Below are 23,317 nucleotides of genomic sequence, written 5' to 3' on the forward strand. Positions count from 1 at the left end.
CTTGCCCGGCCTTCCGTTGTCCGCCGGTCCGGGCAACAGCCAGTCAGGGCAACAAAAACCGGCCATGCCTTCGCAAAGCCGGTTACAAGATGCAAACGGCCCTTTAGCAAGTTGTTTAACGTGGCTGCAAGCCGACCGGCCAAATCACCACGGAACTGTCGATGCTCTTCTATGACTCGCGCGTGGGTTCGTCAACGGCAAGTTCTTGATCCCGAATTGCCGCCCCTCGACATTCCGGGCCACGGCTTGTATTTCCGCTGCGGCCTCCCGATGGAGGCACTCTCGACGGATTTCATGAAATGAGCCAGACACCGGATCAGACACGTCCAAGGCCCCGCGCCGGCATCATGGACATCGAAGCCTATGTGCCCGGCAAGAGCGCGGCGCCTGAAGGTGTCGCCAAGGTCCATAAATTGTCGGCGAACGAGAACCCGCTCGGTCCTTCGCCAAAGGCGATAGAGGCCGCGCGCGCGGTCGCCGACAAGCTCGCGGTCTATCCCGACGGCAGCGCCAGGCGCCTGAGGGAAGCGATCGCCGAGGTGCACGGGCTCAACCCGGCGAACATCGTCTGCTCCAACGGCTCCGACGAGATTCTGGGCCTGCTGGCGCAGACCTATCTCGCACCCGGCGACGAAGCCATCATCACCGAACACGGCTTCATGGTCTACAAGATCTACATACAGTCGGCCGGTGCCGTCCCGGTAACGGTCAAGGAGACCGATGAACGCGCCGACATCGATGCGATCCTCGCCGCGGTGACGCCGCGCACCAGGATCATCTTCCTTGCCAATCCAAACAATCCAACCGGCACCTACGTGCCGTTCCAGGAGGTGCGCCGCCTGCATGCCGGCCTGCCGCGAAACGTGCTTCTGGTGCTGGATGCAGCTTACGCCGAATATGTCCGGCGAAACGATTATGAAGCCGGCGTCGAGTTGGTGGGCAGCGCGGAAAACGTGGTCATGACCCGCACTTTTTCCAAATTGGGCCTGGGCGGGGCGCGGATCGGCTGGATGTATGCGCCAATGCACGTCATCGACGCGATCAACCGCGTGCGCGGGCCTTTCAACGTCAATGCGACGGCAATCGAGGCCGGCATCGCGGCGATCCACGACCGCGCCCATATCGAACGCAGCGTGGCGCACAACGAGACCTGGCTGGCATGGCTGAGCGAGCAACTAAGCTGGCTCGGGCTGCGGGTGACACCGAGCGTCGGCAATTTCATCCTCATCCACTTTCCCGAGGACAAAAAGCATTCGGCGGCGGCCGCCGACGACTACCTCAGTGCGCGCGGCTACATATTGCGGCGCGTTTCCGGCTACGGCTTTTCGAACGCGCTGCGCATGAGCATCGGGACCGAAGAGGCCAATCGCGGCGTTGTCGCAGCACTCGCGACATTCCTGAAAAGCTAGAACACCATGACCTCACCGATGTTCGAAAAGATCGCGCTGGTCGGCATCGGCCTGATCGGCTCGTCGCTGGCCCGCGTCATCCGCCGCGAGGGACTCGCCGGCCAAGTCGCGATTTCGACGCGCAGCGACGCGACGCTGGCACGCGCGAGCCAACTCGGCCTTGGCGACACCTATACGACGGATGCGAAAGAGGCGGTTCGCGATGCTGATCTGGTTATCGTTTCGGTGCCGGTCGGCTCTTCAGGCACGGTCGCCGCAGAGATCGCGCCGGCGCTGAAGAAGGGCGCCATCCTCACCGATGTCGGCTCGACCAAGGCGTCGGTGATCGCGCAGATGCAGCCGCACGTGCCTGATGGCGTGCACTTCATCCCCGGCCATCCTTTGGCCGGCACCGAAAAATCGGGACCGGACGCCGGTTTTGCCGAACTGTTCGAGAACCGCTGGTGCATTTTCACGCCGCTGCCCGGCACCGATCCCGCAGCACTGGAAAAACTCTCGGAATTCTGGCGCCGCTGCGGCTCCAACATCGACACGATGGACCCGCAGCATCACGACATGACGCTGGCCATCGTTTCGCACCTGCCGCACATCATCGCCTATAACATCGTCGGTACCGCCGACGATCTGGAGTCGGTGACCAAGTCGGAGGTCATCAAATACTCGGCTTCCGGCTTTCGCGACTTCACTCGTCTCGCGGCGTCCGACCCGACCATGTGGCGCGACGTCTGCCTGCACAACAAGGACGCCATTCTCGAAATGCTGGCGCGGTTTTCCGAGGATCTGTCCTCGCTGCAGCGGGCGATCCGCTGGGGCGACGGCGAAAAACTGTTCGACCTGTTCACCCGCACCCGCGCCGTCCGCCGCTCGATTATCGAGGCCGGCCAGGACATCGACGTACCGGATTTCGGCCGCCAGGCAGTCGAACACCCGCCGAAGGGATAAGCCGCGGCAGGCCGATGGCAGGCCGGCCCGGCTTAGAGCGGTTCATCGTTTCACAGAAACGCCGAACCGCTCTATCTCTTTGTTTTTGCGCAATTCCGGACGGAAAACCGTTTCACACTTTTCCTGGAATTGCTCTAGTCGAGCGGCTTGATCTTGCCGAGCGGGATGAAGCCGAGCGAGGCCTTGCCCCTGACGATCTTCAGCGGCATCGACGGCTGGTTGCCGAGCAGCGCCAGTCCGGCAAAGCCGGTTTGGATCTCTTTCTTCTGCTCGGGGATGGCGGTGGCGAGGATTGCCGCCACGGCCTTCGGATCATTGAGCCTGATCGTCAGGTCGGCATTTATGAGACCGTCGTCATCGACCGACAGCGGTCCGGAAACGGTGATGCGCGCAGTTCCGGACGACAGATCGAGCTCGTGGATTTCGGCCGCCTGGCCGCGCAGGCTCTTCGGATTTGCCTTGATCAGCGTCACGCCGTTCTTCAGCGTCACGTCGCCGCTGCCGTCGAGCGGCGGCAAGACGCGCCCGTCGATGGCCGCCGCGTCGATTTCGAGATCGGTGAAATTGCCGGTATAGTCGATGTCCGGGCCGTTTGGGCGCAATTGCCCGATGGCAGTTCCGGCGCTGAACAGCGAGACGGGATCGGTGTCGTCTGCCGGATCGGTCTGGCCGGACAGGCCTTCTGCCTGCAGCGAGAGGCGTCTCGGCAGCGGCCAGGACAGCTTCATGTCGGCCCGCAGATCATCCCAGTCGATCCAGAGCGGGGTCATGCCGGGAACAGAGGTCCTGAGCGGCCCCCTGAGCTCGGCGGCAGGCGACAAAAGCCGGGTGATCTGCGTGGCGGCGTTGATCTTGCCTGTCGATGCCGCGACGTTGCGGCTGTCGTCCTCGTAAGCCAGGCTATCGCAGGAAAGGGTGAAGCTGAAGGGATAGCCGCTGACCGCGAGATTGGCGCAGTCGGCCCTGATGCCTTTGTCGTCGAGATCGGCGACCGCCTTGTCGGTCGCGCTCTCGACCAGGTCCGCCAGGTAGAACCAGCCCGCGCTGTAGATGCCGAACAGCACGAGAATGAAAGCGGCAAGCCACAACAGGCGGCGACGTTGGCTGGGCGGCGGGCGCTCGTCACTTGACGTCATGCTGCGGCTTTCGTTAACGCGGGTGGCACGGGCGGGCTGTCGCTTGCGGCAACAACAGGTAGACGGACTGAAACACCACCGGTGGGTGGTTCGTCACAATCAGGCTTGGCGATATGGGCGATTTTTGGGTTTTTGGCTACGGCTCACTGATCTGGCGACCGGGATTCGCGCATGTCGAGACGCGGCGCGCCCGCCTGCATGGCTACCGCCGTTCGCTGTGCGTCTATTCTTTCGTGCATCGCGGCACGCGCGAACGGCCGGGCCTGGTGCTCGGCCTCGACCGCGGCGGCTCCTGCATCGGGCTCGCGTTCCGGGTTCCAGGCGAGCTGCGCAACGAGGTCATTACCTATCTGCGCGAACGCGAGCTGGTCACCAACGTCTATCTCGAACGTGTGCTCAGCGTTCGCCTCGACAAGGGTAAAACGGATGGGGGCGAGACGGTCGACGCCGTCGCCTATGTCGTGGACCGCAGCCATGAGCAATATGCCGGTGCGCTCGACGCTGCCGAGGCGGCGGCCGTCGTCCGCGGCGCCGTCGGCCAGTCGGGGAGGAATGAGGATTACGTGCTCAGCACGCTGGAGCACCTCGAAGCACTGGGTATAAGCGACCACTGGCTGGAAGACGTGACAAGACGGGTCGCGACGTAGCTTCGGTGTCGTGAGCGGGCTACATCCTGAAAATCTGTTTGCCAAGATCGGCGCGATCCAGGCTGTTTGCCACGGCAAGCTTGAACTCGGTCAGCGCGTGGAGACCGCCGACAGGAACGTGGAAGCCGGGCTGGCCGAAGGTGTCGATAACCTCGCGTAGCACAGGCCGGTCGGCTTCGGCCGGCGGCGAAAAGAAATAGCGATAGATATTCGCCCTGATCTCGACGCCGCTCAGCAACACATCGAAATTGTGCAGTTCGAAGCGCTCGGCACTCATGCCGCCATTGATCACCATCTGCCCGCCGAGCGCCAGGGTGCGGATCAATTCGCCGCTGACAGGTCCGCCGACATTGTCGATAATCCCGTTCAATCCGGCGCCACCGGTGATATCCATCACCGCTTCCCGGATACTTGCCTTCAAGTCAGAAAGGTCAAGAATGGCGGCGGCGCCAAGCGTCTTCAGATCGAAGCTTTGGTGCGAGTGCCGCACCAGCGCGATGACGTTGATACCGCGTCGTTGGGCGAACTGCATCACCATTGTCGAAATCGACGAATAGCCGGCCGTGACAGCCAGCCACTGGCCAGGCCGCACACGGGAATCCACCAGCAGATCCCACGCGGTAATGGGGTTCACCATCTGCCCGGCGCGTTCGACCGGATAGCCGGCAGGCAACGGGATCAGCCATTCGGCGGGAATGGCCGCGTACTCGGCCCAGCTGCCATAATAGCTGAATGCGACAAGCGTGCCCGGTTCCAGCAAGACGTTCGCGCCGACGGCTTCGACGATGCCGGCGCCATGGTTTCCTGCGACCTGCCGGGGAAAATGCGGCTTCTTCGGTTCGGGATAGAGGTTCTGGATAAACAGGAAGTCGCCCGGATTGATCGAGGCCGAGACCATCCTGACCAGCACCTCGCCGTCGCCGATGCGCGGCATCGGCAGGTCGTCCATGTAGAGCACGTCGCGCGGCGAACCGATGGCGTCAAATACAATTGCTTTCATTCCGGTCTCCACAACAAACGATCCGGGGCAAACAGTCCGGGCTTGGCCAGACCGTGCCGAGATTTGCGTCGGCGCCGCGGAACCTATGGCCGGCCGGCAAAGGTCTGAATTGGCAGATTTGACAATCTATGTGCTAAACTTGCCAGATTGTTTCCTCAGAGGGTACTGGTTTGGAAATTCGGGACAGCGTCTTGAAGCCCGACACGGCGCGGCGGGTCGCGGTTTTGTGAAGCGCCGGCGGGCTGGAAAAGAGGCTATGCGTTTGACGTTGCCACGGTGCGACATAGGTTAGCCCGGTCGGCGGCTCCCACCCGCCCCAGCATGAATCACCATGGAGATCAGCCTTGCAGAAACGTCGTCTCGGTCGCACCGACCTATCCATCGCGCCATTGGTTCTGGGCGGCAATGTGTTCGGCTGGACCGCCGATGAGAAAACCTCGTTCGACCTGCTCGACCGCTTTGTCGACGCTGGCCTCAACGCCATCGACACGGCCGATTCCTATTCGCGCTGGATTGCCGGCCACCAGGGCGGCGAATCCGAAACCATCATCGGCCGATGGATGAAGAGCCGTGGTAACCGCGACAAGGTTGTCGTTATCACCAAGGTCGGTTCGGATATGGGACAGGGCAAGAGGGACCTGTCCGCCGCCTATATCGAAAAGGCCATCGATGCTTCGCTGAAGAGGCTGCAGGTCGATACAATCGATCTCTATCTGTCGCACTGGCCTGATCCGGCCACTCCCTATGAGGAAACGCTCGGCGCCTACCAGAAACTGCTCGACAAGGGCAAAATCCGTTATGCCGGCGCTTCCAACCTCGACGCCGCCCAGTTGCGGGCCGCACTTGACGTAGCAAGCCTGCGCGGCCTGCCGCGCTACGAGGTGCTGCAGCCGGAATACAACCTTTACGACCGCTCGTCCTTCGATGGTCCGCTGCGCGATCTGTGCGCGGCCGAGGACATCGGCGTCATCACCTATTTCAGCCTCGCCAAGGGGTTTCTGAGCGGCAAGTACCGCAGCGAGGCCGACCTCGGCAAAAGCCCGCGCGGTGGCGGTGTGAAGGGCTATCTCAACACCCGCGGCATGCGCATTCTCTCAGCGCTCGATGCCGTTTCAGCCAGACATTCGGCCAAGCCAGCGGAAGTGGCGCTTGCCTGGGTCATGGCACGGCCCGGCGTCACCGCTCCGATCGCCAGCGCGACGACGCTCGACCAGCTCGACAGCCTGGTGCGTGCCGCATCGTTGCAGCTCAGTCCGGACGATATCGCCGAGCTCGACAAGGCCAGCGCATAGCCGCGCACGATCGTTCAAGACCGGCGCCGCTGCCTTGCCCTACCGTCCCTGCCTCGTCGCAGGATGCAGGGACGCCGCATGGCCGGACAGGGTCTTCTCGATCAGCAGCTATGGCAGCAATTGCTGGCGCTGGTGCTGGCATCGGCCATCGTTATGGGCAGCCCGGGGCCGGCGACGATAAGCGTCACCGCGGTCGGTGCTGCGTTCGGCCTGCGCGATTCGCTCCGTTATGCCTCGGGAATCGTTGTCGGGACGGTCCTCGTGCTTTTGGTGGTGGCGACGGGCATCATGGCCGTTCTCATCGCGCTGCCGAAGCTCGCAGCGCTGTTGGCGGTCGCGTCAGCAGCCTACATCCTCTATCTGGCGTTCAAGATAGCGACGGCGCCGCCACTGGCGGCACGCATTGGTGGGGCGGCGCTTCCCACTTTCCTGGGCGGGTTCCTTCTGGCCGTTGCCAATCCGAAAGCCTATGTGGCGATTGCCGCCGTGTTTGCCGGCGCGTCTTCCGGCGCCGGCGGTCTTGCTATTTCAGCCAAGCTGGCGGTCCTCGCCTTGATGATTGTTGCCATTCATCTCTTGTGGCTTCTCGCCGGCGCGGCTTTTGCACGTTTGCTGCGCAAACCGCTGGCGTCGCGGATCATCAATCTGGTGTTTGCCGTGACGCTGGTTGCAACAGCCGCCCTGGCTGCCTTGCCGTGAGCCTTTCTGGCATCCGCGGCGGGTGTCTCAGCCTTTCAATTCAGGTTTCGCATCCAGCTCACCAAGCCGTTTCATTGCCGTCGGCGGCATCGGCGGCGGGTTCGGCGTCTGCGACGCTTCGACGAGGAGCTGGTCGCAGGCGGCCTCCGTCTCGCCGATCAGCCGTTGCATGAATTCGTCCTTGCCGAGGCCGGGCGGGATCGGTGGCAGGAAGCGCGCCTTGATCGTGCCGGGATAGCGCAGGAATTTGCGGCGCGGCCAATAGAGGCCGGCGACGTGAGCGACCGGCACCACCGGAATGCCAAGTTGCGCGTAGAGTTCGACGATGCCGTATTTGTAGACCGGTTCGTCGCCCGGCGCCCGGCGGGTGCCCTCGGGATAGATGATCAGCTGGCGCGGATTGCGCGCCAATTCCTGTTTGGTCGCGGCGATCACCGTCTTCAATGCCTTCGAGCGGCTGCCGCGGTCGACAGGAATCATCCGCATCTTCAAAATGTACCAGCCGAAGAACGGGATCCAGGTCAGCTCCCGTTTCAATATGTAAACGGGATCGTCGAGATAAGGCAGGAAAGCGATCGTGTCCCAGAAGGACTGGTGCTTCGGCGCCAGGATGAAGGAGCCGTCAGGCAGGTTTTCCTGGCCGGTGATCTCACTTCTGGTGCCGGCGATCTTGTCGTAGAGCCACATGCTGGTGCGCGACCAGAATTTCGGCACGAACCAGGCGCGATGGCGCGGCGACAGGAAATAATACGGGGTCCAGACGATCATCTGGACGATCAGATTGAGGTAAAAGGCGAGATTGAACGCCAGCGAGCGGATATGGAGCATACAGCAAGTGCCCGGTGAGGAGGTGTGCGTTGGTTACACCAAGCGCCGGCAAAAAGGAAACGCTGCGAGGCGGCCGATCGGCCCGGCCTTGCGATGGGCCGTCTTCTTCACGTTTGCCACGCCGCCTGCAGCAGGCGCTGTCTCAGGCGCGGGGCGGCGAAGTCGAGGAATGCGCGCAGCTTCACCGGCAGTAGCCCCTGGCCGGCATGGACGAGGCTCACCGGCCATGGGTCTGGCTCAAACTCTTGAAGCACCGGGCGCAGCGTACCCGACCGGACTGCGGCGGCGATCTGGTAGGAAAGCAGCCTCGTCACGCCGACGCCGGCAATCGCCGCATCGATCGCTGCCTCAGCCGTGTTGACCCGTAACCTGGAGCGGACCGGCACGCTGACTTCGGTCTTGCCGGTGGCGAAGCTCCAGGCTGCGGCGGTGAGCCCTTCGAAGGTGATGGCACTGTGTGCTGCAAGCTCTTGCGGCGTTTTCGGTGTGCCGTGCTCGGCGAGATAGGCCGGGCTCGCGCAAACGACGCGGCGGATTGAACCCAGGCGGGTGGCGATCAGGCTCGAATCGGCAAGCTCGCCGATGCGGATGGCGAGGTCGATGTGCTCTTCGACCAACTGGGTTATCCGGTCGGCGAGTGTCAGCCGCACACCTACCTCAGGATAGACGGAGAGGAAGCTGGTGACGACCGGCAGCACATGCAGGCGGCCGAAGACGATCGGCGCAGTGACGATGAGTTCGCCGGTCGGGGCATTGTATTCGCCGGCGGCTATTCGCTCGGCCTCGCCGACCTCGTCGAGAATGCGACGACAGGCGGCGAGATAGGCATGGCCTGCATCGGTCAGCGACAGCTGCCGCGCCGGGCGGTTCAACAGCCGTGTCTTCAGGTGCTTTTCCAGGTCCGAAACCTTGCGGCTGACCGTCGTCAGCGGAATGCCGAAGCGGCGCCCGGCAGCCGAGAGGCTGCCTGTCTCCGCCGCGGCAACGAACAGCGACATGGACTGGAGGCGATCCATAGCTCTCCCGAAAATTTGCCCTCCCGAAAAACGGAAGGATAGATTGCAGATATGGCATCTGCATCTCGAAGATGGAAGGACCTATTTCCTGACTAGCAATGCAGCGCAGCTTGGCGCTTGAGGAGGCTTCCATGAACGCTCACACCAGCGATGTTGCTTTCACTCCGACGGTGAAGGCGATTCAGGCGCGCAAGGGCTCGCGCCAGGCCTATGCCCGTGTCGAGGAGCGTGGCGGCTGGCAGGCGGCAATCACGCCCGATCTCGCCGCCTTCATCGAGGCGCAGACCAGCGTCTTTCTGTCGACCGCCAATGCGGACGGGCAGCCTTACATCCAGCATCGCGGCGGGCCTGCCGGTTTCCTCACGGTGCTCGACGAACGGACGATCGGCTTTGCCGATTTTTCCGGCAACAGGCAGTTCATCACCCAGGGCAACCTCAGCGACAACCCACAGGCTTTCCTATTCCTGATCGATTATGCGCACCGGCAGCGCATCAAGATCTGGGGCAGGGCGCGCGTCGTCGAGGGCGATGCCGAGCTGACGGCAAAGCTGATGCCGCAAGACTATAAGGCGCGACCCGAGCAGGTCATCCTGTTTACGGTTTCGGCTTGGGATTCAAATTGCTCGCAGCACATCCCGCAGCGTTTCGAAGCGGCCGACGTGGCGGCGGCGCTGGGCGAACGCGACAAGCGCATCGAACGGCTCGAACAGGAGATCGCACGCTTGCGATCAGATGCAGCAGCCAGGGAATAAGAGCTAGGGAATAAAAGTGCCGGTGCCGTTCAGTTTCCGCCCGCGGCGTCGGCCAGCGTGACGCCGTTGGGCGATTGCTTCACCGGCATGATGCCGCGCGCCAGCGCCAGCAGGTATTTGTTGTATTCGGTGAACAGCACGCGCAGCGCTTCTGGCTTGGTCAGCCAGCCGCCATTCTCGAGGTTGGTGTTGACCACCGGATAGGGCTCGAGCCTGGCGCCGTGCAGCAGCCGGCCCATTTCCAGCAAGCTACGCGGCATATGATAATTGTTGGTGACGAGAATGACCGTGCCGTAGGCATGGTCCTCGACCCATTTGGCACTTTCCTCGGCATTGCCGATCGTGTCGAGCGCGGCGCGGTCGATGTCGACGCAGCAGGAAAACAGCCTCTTGTCGCCGCCGGTCGCGGCCTGAAGCTGGCGGCGGCTGGCGGAGGGATGGACGCCGCTGATCAGCAGCCGCTCGCCCTTGCCTAACGCAAGCAGGCCCATCGCAGCGTCGAGGCGCGACTGGCCGCCGGTCAGCACGATGATAGCGTCGGCCCTTGCCGGATCGGCGGGCGTAGTCAGGCGGCTGACGGTATTGGCGAACCAGCCGAAGCCGGCGACAAACAGCGCCATAAAGGCGAGCAGAAGGAGAGCCGAGATGCGCAAGGAACGGGCTGCCAGCAGCCGCCCATGTTTGGCGAACTGATCCGGCTTGGCAAATTCATCAGGCTCGGCGAATACAGGCGGGCGCGCAACCAGCACTGGCATGCATCCAGCGGTATCGGTCGAGTCCCGAACGTCCATCATGAAATGGTTAATCCCGAAATACGGCCTTTGGTAGGAAAAAAATGCAATTTTCGTGACGATGCGTTTTCATCCGTGATCGATCTTTCCTTTAGCCGGCGTCCGGCTGGCGAATGTCGATGTCGCTGAGATAGGTAACCACGGTGAAATGGGAGGTTGCCGCCGTCAGCGCGCCGATCACCAGCACCATGACAGCGACCCCGAGATAACCCGCCGAGCCGATGGCGAAATTGCCGAACAGGGCGGTCGCCTGGTCGGCCTGCGGCGTTGCCATGTTGCGTGACGACCACCAGGAGAAGACGATGAAGACCAGGATCGCCGCGGCGCCGCCTGCCGCGGCGCCCTTCATGCCGGTGACCAGAAAATGCCGGCGGAATTCGCGCGCGATGAAGCGCGCCTCGGCGCCGACAAAATGCAGCACCTCGATGATGTGACCATTGCCGGCCATGGCGCCGCGCGTTGCGAACACAACGGTCAGCACCGTCGCCGACAGCATCAGCGCCAGCACTGCAATACCGATCGTTACCGTGGTGCGGGCCATGGCAACCAGCCGGTCGACCCAGGTGCGATGATCGTCGAGCGAGGCACTCGGCAGCTTCGGCGTGATTGCCGCACGCAGTGCGGCGAAATCGGGCGGGTTGTTCTCATCGATGGTGATGATGATCAAGCGCGGCACCGGCAGCTCATCGATGTTCAGGCCCGAGCCCAGCCAAGGCTCGAGCAGCCGGGCCGTTGCTTCGCGGTCGACGATCCTGGCGCTTTTCACCCCAGGGAATTCGCCGGCGATCTGCGAGGCCAGCGCAAGTGCGGCCTCCATGTCGAGGCCGTCGACCGGCTTGATCTGGATGGTCGCCTCGCGCGAGATCTGGTTCTCCCAGACGGAGGCGGTGTCACGCACCAGCGTGACTGCGCCAAACGTCAGACAGGACAGAAACGTCATGATGGCGATGACCAGCACCAGCGCCCGGCCGGCGATGTTCTGCGCCGGCACGATCGGCGCCATTTTGCGCTGGACGCGGGGCTTTGCCGCCGCGGCGTCGTGACCCTCGAAATGTTCGACGGAGAGCTCAGTCATAGATGTCCAGCCTTCCGCCGGCCAGGATCATTCGCCGTGCGTCGACCTGTTCCATCAGGCCGAGGTCGTGTGTGGCGATCACCACGGCGGTGCCCAGCCGGTTGAGCTCGATGAACAACCGCAGCAAGCGTCGTGCCAGCGGCGGGTCGACATTGCCGGTCGGCTCGTCGGCGAGGAGGATCTCGGGCTGCTCGATCAACGCCCGGGCGATGGCGGCGCGCTGCTTCTCGCCGCCAGACAGCACCGGCGGCAGCACATGCATGCGCTCGCCGAGGCCGACCCATTTCAGCAGCTCGGTGACGTCGGTGCGATAGGTCGCCTCCTCGCGGCCGCGCACGCGCAGCGGCAAGGCCACGTTCTCGTAGGTAGTCATATGGTCGAGCAGGCGAAAATCCTGGAACACCACGCCGATGCGACGTCTCAGATGCGGCAACTCGGTACGCGAGATGCGCGAGCGATCCTTGCCGAAAATGGTGATCAGGCCGCGCGTCGGCTTCAGCGACATGAACAAAAGCCGCAGCAACGTCGTCTTGCCGGCGCCTGAAGGTCCGCTCAGGAACTGAAAGGAGCGCTCCGGAATGTGCAAGGAGATGTCGCGGAGAATCTCCGGACCCATGCCATAGCGGAGGCCGACATTTTCGAAGCGGATCACTTTCGACGACCTGAAATTCTCGGCGGCAAGATGCCAGCCCCTTCTGTGGAAAGACCATCGGCCGGCATGGTTAACCGACGGTTAATTTGGGGCTTTTCGAGCGAGTCACAGGGGTTCCGGTGGGGAAGCGTTAACCATTTCCGTTTACCCAAAAGAAACGAACAGCGAACAGGTGCGGTAGTGTTGGGCCATGATGGCTGAGGATCGAACCGCGCGCCCGGTTTCCGGCGAAATCATGACCGATCCGGCCGCCGAGCCGGAACGCATCATGCGCGACGTGACCGCCGAGGTCATCGATGCCGACTATGAGGTGCTGCCCCGCCATTTTACACGTCCAGACTTTGCGCCGCCGCCTGCGCGCATGATTTCCATGCCTTCGATCGAAGGCATGGACATGTTGCGCAAGCCCGAAACCGCCGTCGAACGGCCGTTGTGGGTGCATGGTGGGCCGATCTTCTGGATTGTCGGCGTCGGTGCCGCCTTTGCCGCCTTCTGGATTTCGGGCGGCCATGCGCTGGTTCGTTAGAGCGGCGCCAGAAAATCAACAGGTCACCAGATAAACGATTCGCGACGCTCTGGGACATCCGACCGTTCGCGGGCGCCCTGCGAAAGATTTGGCCTTGCCAGCCGGCTCGACATGCCTAGAAACAGGTTGAAGACCGTTTTCGGTCGGCTTCGCCTACAAGGCGATCATTGTGGGAGGGCAGCCAATGCCAGTTGTGCGCGGCAAGGACATCGAAGTCCTGTTTTCGGCGTCCGCCATCGCGCGGCGGAACCTGGAACTTGCCAAGGAGATCGCCGGGCACGACTACCACGACCTTCTGGTAATCTCGGTGCTGAAGGGATCGTTCATCTTCGCCGCCGATCTTATCCGTGCCATGCACGATGTCGGCCTGTCGCCGGAGGTCGAGTTCATCTTCATCTCCAGCTATGGCGCCGGCACGACCAGTGGTGAGGTGAGGGTGCTGCGCGACATCGACAACGAGGTCGCCGGCCGCGATGTGCTTTTGATCGATGACATTCTGGAATCCGGCAAGACGCTGAGTTTCACCCGCGACCTCATGCTGTCGCGCGGCGCGAGGAGCTGTGCCATCGCCGTGCTGCTCGACAAGCGCATGCGCCGCCAGACCACGCTCAACGCCGACTATGTCGGCTTCGACTGCCCCGATTATTTCGTCGTCGGTTATGGCATGGACGTCGCCCACGCGTTTCGCGAATTGCCCTTCGTCGGCATCGTCAAGGGCGACGCTTGAGGCCTTTTGATAATTCTACTCCGGCGGCCACCTGACGCAGTTTTCTGCGCTTCCGGTGCTCTCGGACTCGAACGTCCGCTCCGCTCCGGTTCTCGAAAACCACGCTATCTGACTCGGCGGAGCGAATTCTGAAAAGGCCTCATCGACCCTTGGCGCCTTCAGGAAACATCAACTTTTCCCCGCCAAATATCCTGCCCATGGCAAAGCTCCTGATCGTCGAGGACGATGAATCCGTCCGCACTCTCGCCGCTCGCGCGCTCGAACGCGCCGGGCATAATGTCACTGTTGCCGCCGACGGCGCACATGGCCTTTCTCTGATCCGGGCGGCGCAAGGGAGCTATGACCTTGTGCTGTCCGACATCCGCATGCCGGAAATAGACGGCATCGAGATGGCCAAGGCGGCAGCAGCGCTGTTCCCGGCGATGAAGATCATGCTGATGACCGGCTATGCCGACCAGCGCGAGCGCGCCGAGGAATTGGACGGCATTATTCTCGACGTCGTGCAAAAGCCGTTCACGCTGGCTGAAATCCGCGCCCGCGTCGAACAGGCGCTCGCCTGCTTCGCCTAAAGCCCAAGGCCGACCGCCTTCAGGCAGGGTCGCAGGTCGCCGCAATGGCTGGCGCGCCGCTCAGGCGCCGGCTGGCATTGAGGGCAAACAGGCCGGCGCCGATGATGAGGGCTGCGCCCGCCGCCGTCGCTGGTCGCGGCACTTCGGCAAAGAACAGAAAACCCCATAGCGGCGACCAGATGATACCGGTGTATTCGAAGGTGGCGACGCTGTTGGCGGGCGCCAGCCGGTAGGCCTGCGACAACAGGATCATGCCGGCCGAGGCAACGAAGCCGCATGCCCCCATCTTGAGGAGATCCGGCGTCGCCGGCCAGACCCATGGCCGGACGAGGAATTCGAGACTCGGATGCACGGCGTGGTCAATGCCTGCCAGCCAAAACAATGCCGCCACAAATGCGGCGCCGATCAGATAAGCGCCGTTCTGATAGAAAGCCATGACAGTCGAGGATTCGGTGTCGCCGATCTTGCGTGCCATCAGCTGCGAGAAACCGTAGAGCAGAGCCGAACCTAGCGACAGCAGCGCTGCCCAGTCGAACAAGCCGGCGCCCGGGCGCACCATCACCAGCACGCCGAGCATGCCGACCAGGACGGTGGCGAGCGCCTGCCAGGACACGCGTTCGCCGAGATAGGGGCCGGCCAACGCCATGATGAACAGCGGCGCCATGAAATAGAGCGCCACCGCGTCAGCCAGCGGCAGGGCGGCGATTGCCAGGTAGTAGGCCGTGTAGGAGGTGAACTGGATGAAGGCGCGCATCGTCAGCATGCCGAACCGCTTCGACAGGATCGCCTGGAATCCGACATCGGCGTGGACAAGGAAAACCAGGATCGGCAGGGCGACGATCGAGCGGATCGCCATCACCTCGGTGACCGGATAGTGGCTCGACACCGCCTTGACCAGCGGGTCCTGCAGCGAAAAGACCAGCACGCCGAGACAGAGGCTGAGGATGCCGAGCACAAGCCGATTCTGCATAGGCGCTCCTGTCTCCCGCGTGCGCGGCCGAAAGCAGGCCTGCATCCGGGTAAAAAGAACCCGCCACCGTTTCGGGCAGCGGGTACGAGTGAGGACTTTTGATTGGTCCGCAGCCGATTTCCCGGCCGCATATCCAATGGGTAAGGCGACTATCGTCCGCCGTTTGACATGTTGCAAACGAATTGGAATGATGCCAGCAATCAGATTTTCTTATGGCGGGCACATGCGACCCAATCTCGACAGCGACCTGTTGCGCACCTTCGTGGCGGTCGCCGACACCGGCAATTTCACCAAAGCGGCGGAGCGGGCCGGCCGCACCCAGTCGGCGGTCTCGATGCAGATGAAGAGGCTCGAAGGCATGATCGGCGACAGCCTGTTCGAGCGCGGGTCGCGCGGTGTAGCGTTGACGCAGCGCGGCGGCGAACTCATAGCCAACGCCAGGCGCATCGTTTCACTGCTCGACGAGACGGCGGCATCGATGGTCGCGGCGCCGCTTGGCGGGCCGGTGCGCATCGGTATCCCGGAGGAATATGGCCACGCGATCCTGTCGCGGGCACTCGCCGCCTTTGCCAAGCGCCATCCTCAGGTCGACATCACCGTCCGCTACGCGCATTCCGGTGCGCAGATCGCGGCGCTCGCTGCCGGCGAGCTCGATCTGGCGGTGGTGTTCGAATGGCAGGATCTGTCCGGCGGTGAGGTGCTGATGCATGACCCGACCGTATGGGTGACGTCGGAGCTGCATCACATGCATGAGGAGCGGCCGGTGCCGATCGCGCTCTACAACCGTGCCGGTTGGTGCAAGGATTTCGCTATAAAGTCGCTGGAACAGCGCGGTCTCGCCTATCGTGTCGCCTACACCAGCGATACCAATGGCGGCCTGCGGCTCGCCGTCACCTCCGGGTTGGCGATTGCGCCGATCTCGCGCAGCAACATCCCGGCCGGCTGCCGCGAGCTTACGGCCGCCGACGGGTTCGGCGACATCGATTCCTCGAACGTGGTGCTGCGGCGCAATCCGAACGCTTCCGGCGAGGCCATCGACGGCATGGAAGAGGCGATCCGCGAGGCGTTCACCAACCGTTAAAAGTGCCGCTCAGTCCGGCGGTGGCGGCCTCCACGGACCGCACGGCGATCTTCCGAATATTGGGGGGCAGCCTTACTTCAGCTCCAGCAACCGCTCCAGATAGCTGCGCTCGATATCGGGGCTGAGTGCGTTGCCGAGCCGCTTGCGGATCGCTTCGAGGATCTGGCGGGCACGCTGCACATCGATCTCGTCAGGCACTCTCACCGAACTTCCGTCATCGGGACCCTCGCTGGTGCGGGGCCGCCCGAGCGGGTCACGGTCGGCATTCTGCTGGCGTCCGCCCTGCCCGTTGCCGCCCTGGTCGCCTTGCATCGCCTGCAGTTGCTTCATCATGTCCTTGGCGCCCCTGCGCAAGGCTTCCAATGCGCGGCCCTGGTGACCGACGGCCTGATCGCCTTCGCCCTCGCCGAGCGCCTGTTCGGCATTGCCCATGGATTTGCCGGCCTCGCCAAACCCCTCATTGGGGTCGAGACCCATGCCTTCGAGGCTCTTCCTCAATTGATCGAGCTCGCCCTGCAGCTTGCCCTGGCCTTCCTGCAATTGCTTCAGCGCATCAGCAAATTCCTGCGGCGTCATCGGCTTCGGCCGGCCGAGCGGATCGCGGTCGTCACCCGGGCCGGGTTTGCCCTCTTCGCCCATCGGGCCTGGCTCACCGTTCTCGCCGAGCTGCTCGTCGCGGTTCTGCCCGCGCTGTTGCTGGCCGCGCTGCATCTGGTCCATACGGAAAGTGTCGTTCATCATCTCCTGCTGGCGCCGCATGATCTCGCCCAGCTTGTCCATCTGCTGGCGCATCTCGCTGTCTTGCTGGCCGCCTTGCTGCTGGCGGCCTGCCTGCAGATTGTTCATCATGTCCTGCAACTCGGACAGCAATTGCTGCGCCTGGTCGCGATTGCCGGATTTCGCCAGGTTCTCGATCTGGTCCATCATGCGGTCGATGTCGCTCTGGCGCAGTTCCTGACCGTTCTGCTGCATCTGTGGCGCATTCGGATTCTGCTGCGCCCGCGCCGCGAATTCCTGCAGGAACTGGTTCATCGCCTCGCGCAGTTCCTTCATCGCCTTCTCGATCTCTTGGTCGCTGGCGCCGTTCTTGATCGCATCCTGCAGCGCCTGCTGCGCCTGGCGCAGCCGCTTCTCGGCCGCCGACAGATTGCCTTCCTCGATGCCGAGCGCGATCTCCCAGAGATAAGCGACCTCGTCGCGCAACTGGTCGTCGCTGTCGGCCATCTTCAGCCGGGTGCGGGCGCCCATGATGGCGAGGTAGTGCGCCATGTTGTCGAACGTGTCTTCCGGCCTGAGCGTGATTGCATCCATCAGGTCGAGCACGCGGTCCTTGGCATAGGCGTCGAGCGCCAGTATGCGGCGCTGCTCGACCACAGCCCGTGCCAACGGATTGGAGAATGGCCGCTCCGGCATCACCAGCGTCTTGGTTTCGCTGGTCGCCGTGTGTCCGGCACCGTCGGTGGCGACAAGCGACAGCTTGACGTTGCCACCTGCCCAGACATGGTCGGTCAGATCCTTCGTCGTCTTAGCGGCATTGGCCTTGCCGCCGCGGCGCGGCAACGTCAGCGGCATTTCCGGCGGGCCATAGAGCGGATGCGCGTTGGGCACCTGCGGATCGGCCAATGCGAAAACCGCCTTGGCGGAGGCCGCGCCATAGTCGTCGTCGATCTGGTAGTTGAGTTCGAAGGCGCCGTTGACGGCGCGCTTCGGCTCGCCGACAAAGCGGATCTGCGGCGGCTTGTCGGGAATTATGGCGAAGGCCCAGCGGCCGAGCTCGCCGTCGCTGGACTGCAGCGTCAGGGTGCCGTCGGCCGTTAACTTGCCGCTGAACTGGCGCACGGTGGAAGGCATTGCCGGACTTGCCTCAGTCTTGGCGGCTTGCGGCCCGGTCGGATCGATGGCGCGGGTGTTGCCGCCGGTGTCGGCGTAGCTCAGCGTTTCCTCGCCCGAACCGCCGGTGACGCGCAGCGACACATCGCTGCCCTCCGGAACCGTGAAGGTCGGCGGCGCTTGAGTGGCGTTGTTGGCCAGGACCGGGGCGTTCAGGAATACCGGCGGCCTGCCGGTATAGGCCGGCGGCGTCACCCAGGCATCAATGCGCGGCGGCACGACGTCGCGGGCGGCACGGGCAACAAAACCGTCGCTCAGCCTGCCGCCCGATGGCCCGAAGGAGAAGGCAAAGGCAGTGACCAACAAAAGCGCGGCAACGGCGCGCAGCGCCCACGGGTCGCGTTCCGGCACGCGTGTGCGTGGCACGTCGCCGCCAAGCTCGCCCAGCCGGTCCGCCATGCGCCGCTGATGCTCGCGCCACAGGGCTTGCGAAAAAATGCTTTCCTTGCCGCTCGGGCGATCGGTCTGGACCTGCACCGGGCTGTGCAGCAATCGGTTGGCCGCCTCGATGCGGCGGTCGACCTCGGCACTGGATGGCGTGCGGAAGAAACGCAGTGGATAGAGTGCGGCAAGCGCTGCGACGCCGAATGCCGTGATAAGACCGATCCGCGCCAGATCGGGCAAAAATGGGAACAGGCCGAGCCACGAAATGCTGAGGAACAGGCTGGCGACAATGATCAGTGGCAGCAGCAATGGCCAGCCGCGTTCGACGATTATCGAGACCTGCGTCCCCAGCCGGCTCAAGGCAAGGCGCCTGGCCAGACTGCGATCGCTGGTGAAAATGGGTCGTTGTGTCATCGGCCCTTCCTGGCCGGGCGGGATAGCCCAGGCCTCACGAGTCTATCGCATGGGCCCGAAAAGTCGATTCTCGGGAAGCACGATGCGAAGACCTAAAATCTTAGCGCGTACTTCGTGCGTCCAAGCGGATGCACATCGCCCCAAGGATACCAACAAACACGGCGAAGGCGAGGCGGTTCCCCAAAACGTGAACAATAATGCCCCGGATATTGTCAGAATTTCGCCGGATTGGAGTTTGCGCCGCAGACCAGTACGGCAACGCGCTCGCCTGCAGCCGGTGCGTAGCGGCCGGACAGGAGCGCCGCGAAGGCGGCCGCACCGCCCGGCTCGGAGATGATTCGCACGCGGTCCCACAGCGCCGCCTGGGCGGCGATAATGTCGTCGTCGCCGACCAGGATCGAGCGCTCGACGAATGCCTCGGCGATAGGAAACATCATTTCGCCGACACGCTTTGGCGCGAGCGAATCGGCGGCGATGCCCTCAGCCGGCGCGTCGACGGGTCGGCCCGCCTCGAAGGCGCGATGAAGCGTCGGCGCACCCTCCGGCTCGACCGCGATTATCCTGATGCGGCCGGAAAACCAGGCAGCGATGCCGCCGATCAGCCCGCCGCCGCCGACGGCGACCAGCAGGGTGTCGAGCTTCGGCAGGTCGGCCTCGATCTCGAGGCCGAGCGTGCCTTGCCCGACCAGCGTCTCCTCCTGGTTGAAGGCGTGGATCTGCAGCGCGCCGGATTTTTCGGCGAAGCTCTCGCTGGCGGCCAGCGCCTCGGCATAACGGGCGCCGCCGACGATCAGCTCGGCGCCGTAGCCGCGGATGCGGTCCAGCTTGGCCTGCGGGCTCACTTCGGGAACAAAGATGGTCGCCTTGTGGCCGAGTCGCATGGCGGCATAGGCGACGGCGGCGCCGTGATTGCCGCCCGACGCGGCGACGACGCCGGCCGCAGGAACCGGCCGTTCGAGGAGATTGGTGAACGCACCACGCGCCTTGAACGAGCCGGAATGCTGCAAGCACTCAAGCTTCAGGTCGACAGGCAGAGGCGGGCGGCCGAAATCGGCCATGTCGACGCGCAGCACCGGCGTGTGGCGCACGAAGGGCCGGATGCGGGGTTGTATCGCCGCAATGCGCTCGCGTGTGATCGTGTGGCCGTGCAGCATGCTTTCACTCCCAGAGTTGACATTCAGAGTTGACATTACTTAGTAACTTGGCAAAGTTCCTAAATGCAAGAGGTCGACGTTTTCAAAGCGATTGCCAACGAGCGCAGGCTCCAGATCCTCGATTGGCTCAAGGACCCGCGCGCGCATTTTCGGCCGCAGACGGACGGCGATCTGGTCGAGGACGGCGTCTGCGCGCTGCTGATCGCGGAAAAGCTGGGGATCACCCAGGCAACGCTCAGCGAGCATATGCGCGTGCTCACCCAGACAGGGCTTTTGCGTAGCAAGCGCATCAAGCAGTGGATATTCTATCGCCGGAACGAAGACAGGATCGCCGAAACCAGGGCGCTCATTCAGCACCGGCTGTAGCTGCAGAGTTCTACTCCAACCAGTCCGGCACCGAGTCCAGTCCGATCAGCTGGTCATAGGTCTGGCGCGGGCGCACAACGTGGAAGCGGTCGCCGTCGACCAGCACTTCCGGTACCAGCAGCCTGGTATTGTAGGTGCCGGCCTGAACGGCGCCATAGGCGCCGGCGGTGGAGACAGCGATCAGGTCGCCGGATTTCAGCCGGGGCAGGTCACGGTCGAGCCCGAGATAGTCGCCGGTCTCGCAAACCGGGCCGACGACGTCGACCTTCATGCGTGGTGCTGCGGCCGGCTGCTGCGCCACCGGCTTGATGTCGTGGAAAGCGTCGTAAAGCGTCGGCCGGATCAGATCGTTCATCGCGGCGTCGACGACGAGGAAGTTCTTGGCGTCGCCCTCCTTCACGAAGATCACCTGCGAGACCAGGATGCCGGCGTTGCCGACGATCAGCCGGCCTGGCTCGAACATTACCTTCAGCCCAAGTTTGGCAACATGCTTCCTGACGATCCGGGCATAGGCATCGGGCAAAGGCGGCGGGTTGTTGTCGACGCGGTAGGGAATGCCAAGGCCGCCGCCGACATCGATGTGCTCGATGGCATGACCGTCGGAGCGCAAGGCGCCGACCAGCTCCACCAGCAGCGCAAAGGCGTCGTCGAAGGGCTGCAATTCGGTGATCTGGCTGCCGATATGGGTGTCTATGCCGGTGACCTTGATGCCCGGCAGCTCAGCCGCGCGCGCATAGACCTTCCGCGCATGCTGCCACGGAATGCCGAACTTGTTCTCGGCCTTCCCAGTCGAAATCTTCTTGTGCGTCCTGGCGTCGACATCCGGATTGATGCGCAGCGAGATCGGCGCGATCTTGCCCAGCGCAGTGGCGCGGGCCGACAGCAGCTCCAGCTCCGGTTCGGATTCGACGTTGAAACAGAGAATGCCGGCCGAGAGCGCAAAATCCATTTCGCGAGCGGTCTTGCCGACGCCCGAAAACAGGATCTTGCTTGCCGGGATGCAGGCCGTCAAAGCGCGGCGCAATTCGCCCTCCGAGACCACGTCGGCGCCGGCGCCGAGCCTTGCCAGCACCCTCAGCACGGCCTGGTTGGAATTCGCCTTCATGGCATAGCAGACGAGAGCATCGAGCCCGGCAAAGGCCTCGGTGAAGACGCGAAAATGCCTGGTCAGCGTCGCCGTCGAATAACAGTAGAACGGCGTGCCGACGCTGGCGGCGATGTCTGATATCGCCACGTCCTCGGCATGCAGCGCGCCGTCGCGGTAGTCGAAATGGTTCACGAGATTGGTCCGAAATCAGAGCAGCGGGTCGAGGATGAATTTCTTGTCCTCGACAGGTTTTTCCGGCTCCGGCGGCAAAGGTTGCTTGGCCTTCTCGGCGTCCTTGCGGGCCTGCACGGCTGCCGCGTACGGCGTGTCGAGCGCAGCCTTCCTGCCGCAGGCCGCAACGGTGGCCATTGCCGCCAGCAGCGTCAGCGTCACCAAAATCCTGCTTCCGGTCATCGTGCCATCCGTCCGAAACTGTTGCCCGCAGCCGCTTCTAGCCGAGTTTTGCGGCCATTGCACCCCGCGTCTTACGCCTTGGCGAGCCGCTTTTTCCAGTAGCGGATCTGCTTGCGCACCTCGGACGGCGCGGTGCCGCCGAAGCTCGTGCGGCTCTTTACAGAATTCTGCACGGCAAGAACCGAAAACAGGTCGGCGCTGATACCGGGGTGAATGGACTGCAGATCCTCCAGCGAAAGCCTGTCGAGCCCGATCTTCCTGTCCTCGGCCAGCGCCACCGCCCGGCCAGTGATATGGTGCGCCTCGCGGAACGGCAGCCCGAGCGTGCGCACCAGCCAGTCGGCGAGGTCGGTCGCAGTCGAATAGCCGGCGCCGGCCGCCTTTTTCATCGCGGCAGTGTTCACCGTCATGTCGCGCACCATGCCGGTCATTGCCGCCAGCATCAGGTCGAGCGTCTCGGCCGCGTCGAAGACGGATTCCTTGTCTTCCTGCATGTCCTTGCCATAGGTCAGCGGCATGCCCTTCATCACCGTCAGCAGGCCGACGAGGTGCCCGGTGACGCGGCCGGTCTTGCCGCGCACCAGTTCGGCAGCGTCGGGATTCTTCTTCTGCGGCATGATCGACGAACCCGTCGAGAAACTATCCGACAGCCTGACGAAGCCGAATTGCGGCGTCGACCAGATGATGATCTCTTCGGCCAGCCGCGACAGATGCGTCGCGCAGATCGCCGCCAAGCCCAGGAACTCGAGCGCGAAATCGCGGTCCGAAACACTGTCGAGCGAATTGCGCATCGGCTCGCGGAAGCCAAGCGCCTTCGCCGTCTGGTGCCGGTCGATGGAAAAGCTGGTGCCGGCAAGGGCGGCGGCGCCGAGCGGGCTTTCATCCATCCGCTCGATGGCGTCGCGGACACGCGACAGGTCGCGCGCAAACATCTCGACATAGGCCATGCAGTGGTGGCCGAAGGTCACCGGCTGCGCCGCCTGCATGTGGGTGAAGCCCGGCATCACCGTTGCCGCATGCTCCTCGGCCCGATCCAGGAACGCCGTGATCAGGCCCTTCAGCGCCTCGGCGACACGAAAGCATTCGTCCTTGACCCACAGCCTGAGGTCGACCGCCACCTGGTCGTTGCGCGAGCGGGCGGTATGCAGGCGGCCGGCGGCGGGGCCGATCAAATCGGCCAGACGGGCCTCGACATTCATGTGGATGTCTTCCAGCCTGGTCGAGAACTCGAATGTGCCGGCCTCGATCTCTGCGAGGATCGTGTTCAGCCCGTGAGCGATTTTTTCTTGATCGGCCGCCGAAATAATGCCCGTTTGCGCCAGCATCTGGCTATGGGCGATCGAGCCGCGAATATCCTGCGCATAGAGTTTGCGGTCGAACGAGATCGACGCGTTGATCGCTTCCATGATTGCGGCCGGACCCGAGGCAAAACGTCCGCCCCACATCTGGTTGCTGGCCTTCTTGTCGTTCATCGCTATAACCCGTGCTCCGGAGCA

The 23,317-nt window shown here is 63.4% G+C and carries 24 protein-coding genes and 1 riboswitch; of the genes, 11 read left to right on the forward strand and 13 right to left on the reverse strand.

Translation table 11 applies throughout. The annotated features are described in order from the left end of the window. Positions 1 to 83: 83 nt before the first annotated feature. A riboswitch (SAM riboswitch) is annotated at positions 84 to 161 on the reverse strand. Between the two features lie 138 nt (positions 162 to 299). Together hisC and NKI47_RS24705 are read left to right on the forward strand one after the other, a co-directional pair. Beyond that, complete coding sequence (hisC, locus tag NKI47_RS24700; protein WP_352593903.1) at positions 300 to 1,409, forward strand: histidinol-phosphate transaminase; 1,110 nt, start codon at positions 300 to 302, stop codon at positions 1,407 to 1,409. Positions 1,410 to 1,415: 6 nt separating this feature from the next. Further along, positions 1,416 to 2,351: a prephenate/arogenate dehydrogenase family protein gene (locus tag NKI47_RS24705; RefSeq protein WP_023677912.1), complete on the forward strand. Its 936-nt coding sequence runs from the start codon at positions 1,416 to 1,418 to the stop codon at positions 2,349 to 2,351. 134 nt (positions 2,352 to 2,485) lie between these two features. Here NKI47_RS24705 and NKI47_RS24710 read toward each other — a convergent pair whose 3' ends face one another. Beyond that, positions 2,486 to 3,487, reverse strand: a complete 1,002-nt coding sequence (locus NKI47_RS24710) for a DUF2125 domain-containing protein (RefSeq protein WP_352593904.1) — start codon at positions 3,485 to 3,487, stop codon at positions 2,486 to 2,488. A 113-nt stretch (positions 3,488 to 3,600) separates the two neighbouring features. On the opposite strand from NKI47_RS24710, the gene NKI47_RS24715 reads away from it, so the two are divergent. Further along, positions 3,601 to 4,134 (forward strand): gamma-glutamylcyclotransferase, encoded by a 534-nt coding sequence (locus NKI47_RS24715; RefSeq protein WP_023677914.1) that lies wholly within the window; start codon positions 3,601 to 3,603, stop codon positions 4,132 to 4,134. A gap of 19 nt (positions 4,135 to 4,153) precedes the next feature. Here the strand turns inward: NKI47_RS24715 and NKI47_RS24720 are convergent, their stop codons facing one another. After that, positions 4,154 to 5,134 (reverse strand): quinone oxidoreductase family protein, encoded by a 981-nt coding sequence (locus tag NKI47_RS24720; protein ID WP_352577230.1) that lies wholly within the window; start codon positions 5,132 to 5,134, stop codon positions 4,154 to 4,156. A gap of 344 nt (positions 5,135 to 5,478) precedes the next feature. Between NKI47_RS24720 and NKI47_RS24725 the strand changes: the two genes are divergently transcribed. Both NKI47_RS24725 and NKI47_RS24730 read left to right on the forward strand, forming a co-directional pair. Next, the gene (locus NKI47_RS24725; protein WP_352593905.1) at positions 5,479 to 6,426 is read left to right on the forward strand and encodes an aldo/keto reductase; all 948 of its coding nucleotides are present in this window, start codon (positions 5,479 to 5,481) and stop codon (positions 6,424 to 6,426) included. 78 nt (positions 6,427 to 6,504) lie between these two features. Then, positions 6,505 to 7,125, forward strand: coding sequence for a LysE family transporter (locus tag NKI47_RS24730; protein ID WP_352577228.1), 621 nt, complete (start codon positions 6,505 to 6,507; stop codon positions 7,123 to 7,125). A 27-nt stretch (positions 7,126 to 7,152) separates the two neighbouring features. Here NKI47_RS24730 and NKI47_RS24735 read toward each other — a convergent pair whose 3' ends face one another. Both NKI47_RS24735 and NKI47_RS24740 read right to left on the reverse strand, forming a co-directional pair. Further along, the gene (locus tag NKI47_RS24735; protein ID WP_352577226.1) at positions 7,153 to 7,953 is read right to left on the reverse strand and encodes a lysophospholipid acyltransferase family protein; all 801 of its coding nucleotides are present in this window, start codon (positions 7,951 to 7,953) and stop codon (positions 7,153 to 7,155) included. 107 nt (positions 7,954 to 8,060) lie between these two features. Next, entirely contained in the window at positions 8,061 to 8,969 is a 909-nt protein-coding gene (locus NKI47_RS24740; protein ID WP_352577224.1) for a LysR family transcriptional regulator, read from the reverse strand. Between the two features lie 131 nt (positions 8,970 to 9,100). On the opposite strand from NKI47_RS24740, the gene NKI47_RS24745 reads away from it, so the two are divergent. Continuing rightward, positions 9,101 to 9,721: a pyridoxamine 5'-phosphate oxidase family protein gene (locus NKI47_RS24745; protein WP_352540196.1), complete on the forward strand. Its 621-nt coding sequence runs from the start codon at positions 9,101 to 9,103 to the stop codon at positions 9,719 to 9,721. Between the two features lie 29 nt (positions 9,722 to 9,750). On the opposite strand, the gene NKI47_RS24750 is transcribed toward NKI47_RS24745, so the two are convergent. The 3 genes from NKI47_RS24750 to ftsE all read right to left on the reverse strand — a co-directional run bounded on the left by NKI47_RS24750 (position 9,751) and on the right by ftsE (position 12,239). Then, entirely contained in the window at positions 9,751 to 10,515 is a 765-nt protein-coding gene (locus NKI47_RS24750) for a YdcF family protein (protein ID WP_352577222.1), read from the reverse strand. 88 nt (positions 10,516 to 10,603) lie between these two features. Continuing rightward, positions 10,604 to 11,587, reverse strand: a complete 984-nt coding sequence (locus NKI47_RS24755; RefSeq protein ID WP_352577220.1) for a cell division protein FtsX — start codon at positions 11,585 to 11,587, stop codon at positions 10,604 to 10,606. Then, positions 11,580 to 12,239: a cell division ATP-binding protein FtsE gene (gene ftsE / locus NKI47_RS24760; protein WP_023677923.1), complete on the reverse strand. Its 660-nt coding sequence runs from the start codon at positions 12,237 to 12,239 to the stop codon at positions 11,580 to 11,582. The genes NKI47_RS24755 and ftsE overlap by 8 nt, the downstream gene beginning before the upstream one ends. A gap of 235 nt (positions 12,240 to 12,474) precedes the next feature. Between ftsE and NKI47_RS24765 the strand changes: the two genes are divergently transcribed. From NKI47_RS24765 to NKI47_RS24775, 3 genes are all read left to right on the forward strand, one after another. Further along, the gene (locus NKI47_RS24765; RefSeq protein ID WP_352456694.1) at positions 12,475 to 12,765 is read left to right on the forward strand and encodes a hypothetical protein; all 291 of its coding nucleotides are present in this window, start codon (positions 12,475 to 12,477) and stop codon (positions 12,763 to 12,765) included. 184 nt (positions 12,766 to 12,949) lie between these two features. Then, complete coding sequence (hpt, locus tag NKI47_RS24770) at positions 12,950 to 13,492, forward strand: hypoxanthine phosphoribosyltransferase (RefSeq protein WP_254816654.1); 543 nt, start codon at positions 12,950 to 12,952, stop codon at positions 13,490 to 13,492. 197 nt (positions 13,493 to 13,689) lie between these two features. Further along, the gene (locus tag NKI47_RS24775) at positions 13,690 to 14,061 is read left to right on the forward strand and encodes a response regulator (RefSeq protein WP_023677925.1); all 372 of its coding nucleotides are present in this window, start codon (positions 13,690 to 13,692) and stop codon (positions 14,059 to 14,061) included. Between the two features lie 19 nt (positions 14,062 to 14,080). Here NKI47_RS24775 and NKI47_RS24780 read toward each other — a convergent pair whose 3' ends face one another. Then, a complete protein-coding gene (locus NKI47_RS24780) occupies positions 14,081 to 15,031 on the reverse strand; it encodes a DMT family transporter (protein WP_352593906.1) in 951 nt (316 codons plus the stop codon). A gap of 223 nt (positions 15,032 to 15,254) precedes the next feature. Between NKI47_RS24780 and NKI47_RS24785 the strand changes: the two genes are divergently transcribed. Beyond that, the gene (locus tag NKI47_RS24785; RefSeq protein WP_352593907.1) at positions 15,255 to 16,112 is read left to right on the forward strand and encodes a LysR substrate-binding domain-containing protein; all 858 of its coding nucleotides are present in this window, start codon (positions 15,255 to 15,257) and stop codon (positions 16,110 to 16,112) included. 72 nt (positions 16,113 to 16,184) lie between these two features. On the opposite strand, the gene NKI47_RS24790 is transcribed toward NKI47_RS24785, so the two are convergent. Beyond that, a complete protein-coding gene (locus NKI47_RS24790; RefSeq protein ID WP_352593908.1) occupies positions 16,185 to 18,800 on the reverse strand; it encodes a TIGR02302 family protein in 2,616 nt (871 codons plus the stop codon). Between the two features lie 212 nt (positions 18,801 to 19,012). After that, the gene (locus tag NKI47_RS24795; RefSeq protein WP_352593909.1) at positions 19,013 to 19,954 is read right to left on the reverse strand and encodes a threonine/serine dehydratase; all 942 of its coding nucleotides are present in this window, start codon (positions 19,952 to 19,954) and stop codon (positions 19,013 to 19,015) included. Between the two features lie 63 nt (positions 19,955 to 20,017). On the opposite strand from NKI47_RS24795, the gene NKI47_RS24800 reads away from it, so the two are divergent. After that, positions 20,018 to 20,320, forward strand: a complete 303-nt coding sequence (locus NKI47_RS24800; protein ID WP_352593910.1) for an ArsR/SmtB family transcription factor — start codon at positions 20,018 to 20,020, stop codon at positions 20,318 to 20,320. Positions 20,321 to 20,330: 10 nt separating this feature from the next. On the opposite strand, the gene lysA is transcribed toward NKI47_RS24800, so the two are convergent. The 3 genes from lysA to argH all read right to left on the reverse strand — a co-directional run bounded on the left by lysA (position 20,331) and on the right by argH (position 23,293). Next, entirely contained in the window at positions 20,331 to 21,599 is a 1,269-nt protein-coding gene (lysA, locus tag NKI47_RS24805) for a diaminopimelate decarboxylase (protein ID WP_352593911.1), read from the reverse strand. A 15-nt stretch (positions 21,600 to 21,614) separates the two neighbouring features. Next, on the reverse strand, positions 21,615 to 21,821 hold the full coding sequence (locus NKI47_RS24810; protein ID WP_023677931.1) for a hypothetical protein: 207 nt from the start codon (positions 21,819 to 21,821) through the stop codon (positions 21,615 to 21,617). A gap of 71 nt (positions 21,822 to 21,892) precedes the next feature. Beyond that, positions 21,893 to 23,293 carry an argininosuccinate lyase gene (argH, locus tag NKI47_RS24815; protein ID WP_352593912.1) on the reverse strand — a complete coding sequence of 467 codons (1,401 nt, stop codon included), beginning with the start codon at positions 23,291 to 23,293 and terminating at the stop codon, positions 21,893 to 21,895. Positions 23,294 to 23,317 lie beyond the last annotated feature (24 nt).

Origin of the sequence: Mesorhizobium sp. M0633 (genome assembly GCF_040320645.1) — a bacterium.
Taxonomy (GTDB): domain Bacteria; phylum Pseudomonadota; class Alphaproteobacteria; order Rhizobiales; family Rhizobiaceae; genus Mesorhizobium.